Source organism: Bradyrhizobium sp. NAS80.1, from assembly GCF_001908205.1.
Classification (GTDB): Bacteria; Pseudomonadota; Alphaproteobacteria; order Rhizobiales; family Xanthobacteraceae; genus Bradyrhizobium.
Genome location: NZ_LGHL01000347.1, coordinates 1 through 5,968, shown reverse-complemented (window position 1 = coordinate 5,968; position 5,968 = coordinate 1). Strand labels below are relative to the sequence as shown.

The window sequence follows — 5,968 nt, the reverse complement described above, 5'->3', positions numbered from 1 at the left end:
AGGATGACGGCTCACTCGAAGGGGAGATTTGTCTCCTCAACGGCGACAACATCCCGTTCATCGCGCGCCGTTCCAAGACTTCTTCAACAGCCTGTTAGGGCGTTGAGGTCAGTCATACGAATATCCAATGAAAAAACCGCCCTGCGGGGCGGCTTAGGTTGCCCTTGCGAGAATCGCCGTGGTAACTTCACCCTTCGGTTGCATCAACCTGGGATAGGAATGACCGAGAAAAAGCCGACTAGGTTACGGCGATTGGCTGGTTACGCATTGATCTGTGTAGGGTTTTCAATCTTTGTCTATTTGCAGTTCGTTCTACGCGATTGAGGCTGCAACATTTCGAAACCGCCCCGCGCTCGTGCGCCTCGACAAGCCCATATCCCGAAGAAACCAACATTCAACACAACGGCCGATGAGGCCAATAAGCCGTTGGCGACAGGGATCAACGCGATTTGATAGACGAGTAGAACGAAAAGCGGCATCGCGAAGATGTCGCCGCGATCGACCTGCTTGCGCAGCCCAACCCGCGGCAATCCCGAAGGCCAAGCCGAAAACGATCATCATTGGCCCGAAATCGAGATAGGCCGGTCCCCAGAACGTGCTGAACAAGCCGGTTGCAGGGTTGTAGACCTCCAAATCCTGGACGGCAGCGGCACCCATCAGCACATGCCGCGCCTGTTGATATAGCGTGAACTGATACTCTCCCCACAAATACCCTTGCCGTGGATCCTTCACGTTGACGATGTAGAAAAACTCGAACACGCCATGCAGGATGTATTGGCCGACGCTCATCACGTAATAGAGTAGAAATCTACCAAGGGTGGGAAGAGCGCCCATCACTGTCAACGTTTGATCGGTTAACGGGACGAGCTTGGTGTAGTCAGATGCGCCGGCGAGACGATCGACATGCGTATCACCGATTCGCTCGATCGCGCGCGACACAAACATGAAAATGGTCACGCCAAACAAGAGCAGGAATGTCGCCATCGCGCTCATGACATGCCGCAGCTTCAACGCTGGAAGCGAGACAAGCAGAGTGATGCCAGCCAGCGCGACCGCCAGCACAAGGGTTGAGCGACCACCGTAGACAAACGAAAAGACCGGGTTGATGGCATACAATGCTAGCGCGGCCTTCGAGATGTTCGTCAATCGTCTCTGAACAAGCACCACAATCGCCAGAATGCCGCCCGCATAGATGACCGGCAAAAGAAGGAAGTGGATACCAGAGAAGAAATTGATGTCGTTGGCCTCCATCTTCTCGCGCCCTTGGGCGAATGACCTCGCGCTTAGAATTCCTCGGTAGCCGATGAGGTCAACGACCTTCGCGAAGATCGCGATGGTCCCGAGCACGACGCACAGGAGCAGCACTATGCGCAGCGCATCTTGGTCATAAACTAGAAATCCCTTTTCGCGACCTCTTGATCCCGCGAGTATCCCCACCAAGACCGCAAGATTGGCGGCAACCAGCAAGGCAATGCCGCCGAAATCTCCATAGAACATGGTCGTAATCGGCATCAGCGCGAAACAGACAAGCCAGACGGACCAACCCAAGATAAAAGCCCGTTCGCCAGATAGGCGTTCGGGACGAAATTCAAACTTCATGGGTCATTCCGATGTCAGTTGCACATCCAAAAAGACTCAATCATAAATCAAAAGTCAATATCAGCCACGCCACACAGCGGAAAGCACGCTGCAGTTCTCTATTCCTGTGACATTCACGTTCACGCTGCCTGCGTTTCCGTTCGCCTCAAGTGCAGTGATCGTATTGATGCCAAGGCTCGGCGGCGCAAAGTACTCCGATGCGAGATCAAAGCCGATGGTCGATACCGAAGAAGTGACGTTTACGGTCGAACGGCGGGGCGTCCTGACGCGATGGTTGTTGAGTTGAACCCCACCGAAACTTGATAGGTCTCGGTCTTTCCGGCGGTAACGCCGCTGGTAGTGGCGCGGCTTGCATATCTGAGGTCGTAGCACTCTTCGGCGAGACCGCTGAATATAGTCAAGCTGTTGGCGGTCTGACCGTGAGCTGGTCCCAACGTGCTGCCTGCAGTCCAAAATACTGTGGAGTCAGCGGCCCTGAGGTAGGGCGCAACGCGATTGTAGGCAATGCTCCTGATGTGAACTCCAATTTGATTAAGCCATGGAACTACTTGGACCGCGGCGCGGCATGGGGCCGGCCGCTGCGGGTTGACTTAGCTGGGGGGCGCGATGCTAGGACTTGGGCGCGATTGGAGCGCGCAAAATTGAGCCTTGCGGATACTCGGCGATTTGACGTGCTGCGGATGTGGCGGCGATCATTGTCCCGGTCGCGCATACGGCGCAGTGCTTCGTCTGGAGGCTCTACGGCGCTGGCTCCTACTTGGAGATGGCCTCGGGCAGGGCTGCTCGGTTTGCCGTGCTGGCCTTCTTTCTACTCTCGGGCCGGCTGATCACTGCAAGCATCGCGGCAATACCAAACGCAACGGTCGATTTGAGCCGATCGACTATCTGTTCAGCCGCATCACCAGGCTTTATCCGCCATTGATCTTTGCCGTTGTTCTGATCCTCGCGACGGTCGCGATCGTTCAGGCGTTCGGATTGCCTGGATCGAACGGCACCCCGCTTGGAACTGTCCGCGCCTCTGGGCTCTCCTTCTCCGTGACGGAATTAGCAAAGTGCCTCCTGCTCTACGATGGCATGACCGTCGTCGATGCCGTTGTGGACGCTCTACATCGAGGTGAAACTCTACGTGGCGGCCGGCGGGGTTGCCATGCTGGCCTTCGGGCGGTCTCCCGTCTCATCGGCGCGGCGCTGGTGCTCGCGGTCATATGGACTGGCCCCGTCCATCACCGCCGCAGCCTGCCATTCAGGCCGCTCCTGCTTCGCCTTCGGCAGGCGCATGATGAAATCGGCGGCGTCGCGGAGCGTGGTCAGTGGCTCGCCGTCAGCGACAACCGGATCATCGAAATGGCGCGACCAGCTCAGGCTTTACGCTCGTCAGCGAGGTAGAGGACGTATACGAACGGCTGGCCCGGCTTTCCTGGCGGCTGCCAGAGCGCCAATTGCAACGTGGTCCGGTTTCCGAGCCTCCAGCGACAAAGCGGTCCGCCGACGTGAAGCAGCTTGCCGACAAACATATAATCATCGTAGCGACCCATAGCGTGCCCAATGTCGCCGATGTCCTGCTTCCTGGTCGCGACGCCATACTCGCGTGCGATCGCATCTATCTGCTCACGCGGCTTTAGGTCAGACGAGAAGCGATAGGCGACCTGCTGGATGCTGCGGTCTCCGGCCCGGCGAAACTGGATCACCTTGCCGTCGAACTGGCAGGTGTCGGTCTGGCAGTTCAGGACGGTCAACTTCTGCCGAAACTCCGGGTCCGGCATGCCGGGCGAGAAGCCGGCGATGTCGAGCTTACCGGTGTGGGCCGGAGCGGCGAGCGCGAGCAGGATGGCGGCGGTCGAAAGCAGTCTCATGATCAGTCCCCAGTTGAGGGTCGGTATCATAGAACTGATCGTCGCCATTCCAAGCTCGGATCGGTTGACTCGTCGCCGCCCGCAAAGACGACGGTGTCGCCATCGGCGACGTCACGCTGGGCTCGGCGGTCCCAGAAGCGATGCATAAAGGCCAGGCGGCCCGACAACGCGCACCGCGGCGGTGAAGCTGGCAGCCTGCGCCGCAGGGCCGGCCTGGCTATCTGATGAAGGAGAACCAGTCTGAACCGCTCGCCTCGACTCGGTATCCGGAATGCGCGGCCTCGAATTCGGGCCGGGAAAAGCTCTTCCGATCGTAAGTGACTGCTTTTGTGGAGAGCCGGAGAGGCTTGCCTTTGGGGCGCGGGCCGTTCTCGACGAGCATTGACCTCTGGCGCTCGGAGATTGCCTGGTCCGAGAAAAATAGACGCTTCCACTGCATGCGCGTGGCGCCGACGTTCGCGAGCTGCCGCACCATTTCAAGCGGGTTCGGCGTGTATTGCACGGCGCCGTTGGAGTGCATCAGGTCGATGCCGCCAAGCCATGCCGCCGCGGCCTCGATGGTCTCAAAAAAACGGAGGCGGTCTGTCTCAAGCTGCGTCGCCTGGCGAACCATGGCGGGAGTCTCAACGACGGCCCACCGGATGAGCGGAGCTTCGCGGTGCGCCAGTTTGTAGTGAATTCCGCATGCGCCGCCGAAGTCCAAAACGGTTTCGATGCTGCGGATCTCAGGCCATTCTCCGCTCGGTTCTGCAGCAACTGTTTTCGCGAATATCTCCGAGACAAGCTCGGGATGTTCGTAACCTTCAATGATGGTGGAGGGGAGAAAACGGAGGAGGCGGGCAAGCATGGCCTAGGAATAATGCCCTGCAATCCAGAATAGCGCAATGGCTGGAAACGATCCAGAAATATCCGGAAATGTACATCCGCCCCCCCTTGCCAATCCTGGACGAAAGCGAAGCCGACCTTGCGCCCGCCTCCTCGCCGGCGCGGTCTGATCGTAGTTCCAGATTTCCGAGCCCGATCATGTGCTGCGATTCGGTACCGCAGGTGCGCAGAATCGGCGACATTGGCCTCAAGCACTAGCTTGTCTGAAACAGCAAATTAGTGCGCCCAGGCGATGGTGTGTGGCACGCGTGGCTCCTGTCATCGGATGACGTGCTGCGAATTTCGAGTCTTTGAATTCACGAGCAATATCGGATCGTTGTGGCTATGAGAAAACCCTTTGACGACAGCTTCGATCTCTCCGATTCCTCGGACTTCATCATCACGGCTCCTGCGCAGGCCTTCAGTGGCGTGATCGGTGGCGCGCCGGATCCGGGACCGACAGTGGGGTCGCCGATTATTATTCCGGATGAGGAACGCGACGCTGAAGCGGCGTTTGCTGCCAGCGGCCCCGGCGGCCCGGGTTCCGTGGTCACGGTGACGGGCGCGACGTCCGCGGGCCTGACCATCAACCTGCTCTTTGATGCCGCGGCAATGGCCGCGCCGCAAAGCTTCCGGGACGGCATTACGCAGGCCATGCAGATGATCTGCGCGGCGGTGACCGACCATATTACGCTCAACCTTCAGATCGATTACAGCGGGACCGGGCACGGAGCGTATGGCGGCCCTTCCGGCGGCAATTACGTCAGCTATTCGACGGTGCGTGCCGATCTTGTGAACAATGCTTCTCCCGGCGACACTACGTTCAATTTCCTGCCCACGGGATCGACGATCTCCGGTCAAAGCCAGGTCGCGGTTTGGTATTCGCAGGAGAAATTGTGGGGCCTGATCAGTCCCACCGGCACCGAAATCGATGGTAGCGCGAGCTTTGCGACCGACATCAGCCCCAGCTTGCTGGTCGGCGTGGCCCTGCACGAGTTGACCCACGCGATAGGCCGCGTGCCGTATGGATCGCAGCCCGATATTTTCGACTTCTACCGCTTCACCTCGCCCGGCACCATTCTGCTCAGCGGCAGCTCCACCGCACCCGCCGCGTATTTTTCGCTAGATGGCGGTGTCACCAGGCTCGCCGACTACGGCCAGACCTCGGATCCAAGCGACTTCCTCAACAGCGGTGTGCAGGGATCGACCGACCCGTTCAACGAGTTCTACTCGAACTCGACGCAGCAGCAGCTCACGGCCATAGACCTGAAGCAGCTGGATGCGCTCGGGTTTCATGTGGTTTTTAACACTACGATCATCGAGGCGCTTGGAGCCACCAAGCTCGATCAGATCGGCAACAACTACTTCATGGATCCTGTCGCCGGAAACGCCGGGACCGGACCGGAGCTGAAATTTGGAGGTTCGGTCGTCATCGCGGGTCAGTTTGGCTCCAGCTGGACACTGCTCGGTACCGAACAAACCTCGAGCGGGTACGAAGTTGCCTGGAAGAACACAGCCACTGGCAGTTTTACAGTATGGAATAGCGACAGTAATGGCAACGAAGTCTCCGGCTCTTCGGAAACGGCTGCGTCGATTGTCTCGTTCGAAACGAGTTTCCACCAGGATCTGAACGGCGATGGTTTGATTGGTCC

At 58.6% G+C, this 5,968-nt stretch carries 5 protein-coding genes; 2 read left to right on the top strand and 3 right to left on the bottom strand.

What is annotated here, in order from left to right:
• Positions 1-312 precede the first annotated feature (312 nt).
• Positions 313-1,599 (bottom strand): O-antigen polymerase, encoded by a 1,287-nt coding sequence (locus AC629_RS43205; protein ID WP_084810694.1) that lies wholly within the window; start codon positions 1,597-1,599, stop codon positions 313-315.
• Between the two features lie 720 nt (positions 1,600-2,319).
• On the opposite strand from AC629_RS43205, the gene AC629_RS43195 reads away from it, so the two are divergent.
• Positions 2,320-2,985 carry a hypothetical protein gene (locus AC629_RS43195; RefSeq protein WP_143199914.1) on the top strand — a complete coding sequence of 222 codons (666 nt, stop codon included), beginning with the start codon at positions 2,320-2,322 and terminating at the stop codon, positions 2,983-2,985.
• On the opposite strand, the gene AC629_RS43190 is transcribed toward AC629_RS43195, so the two are convergent.
• Together AC629_RS43190 and AC629_RS43185 are read right to left on the bottom strand one after the other, a co-directional pair.
• A complete protein-coding gene (locus AC629_RS43190; RefSeq protein ID WP_143199913.1) occupies positions 2,958-3,452 on the bottom strand; it encodes a hypothetical protein in 495 nt (164 codons plus the stop codon). The two genes, AC629_RS43195 and AC629_RS43190, sit on opposite strands and share 28 nt — an antisense overlap.
• A gap of 217 nt (positions 3,453-3,669) precedes the next feature.
• On the bottom strand, positions 3,670-4,299 hold the full coding sequence (locus AC629_RS43185) for a class I SAM-dependent methyltransferase (RefSeq protein ID WP_084810690.1): 630 nt from the start codon (positions 4,297-4,299) through the stop codon (positions 3,670-3,672).
• 362 nt (positions 4,300-4,661) lie between these two features.
• Here AC629_RS43185 and AC629_RS43180 point away from each other — a divergent pair.
• The coding region (locus tag AC629_RS43180) for an NF038122 family metalloprotease (RefSeq protein ID WP_210419219.1) at positions 4,662-5,968 on the top strand (1,307 nt) is incomplete at its 3' end.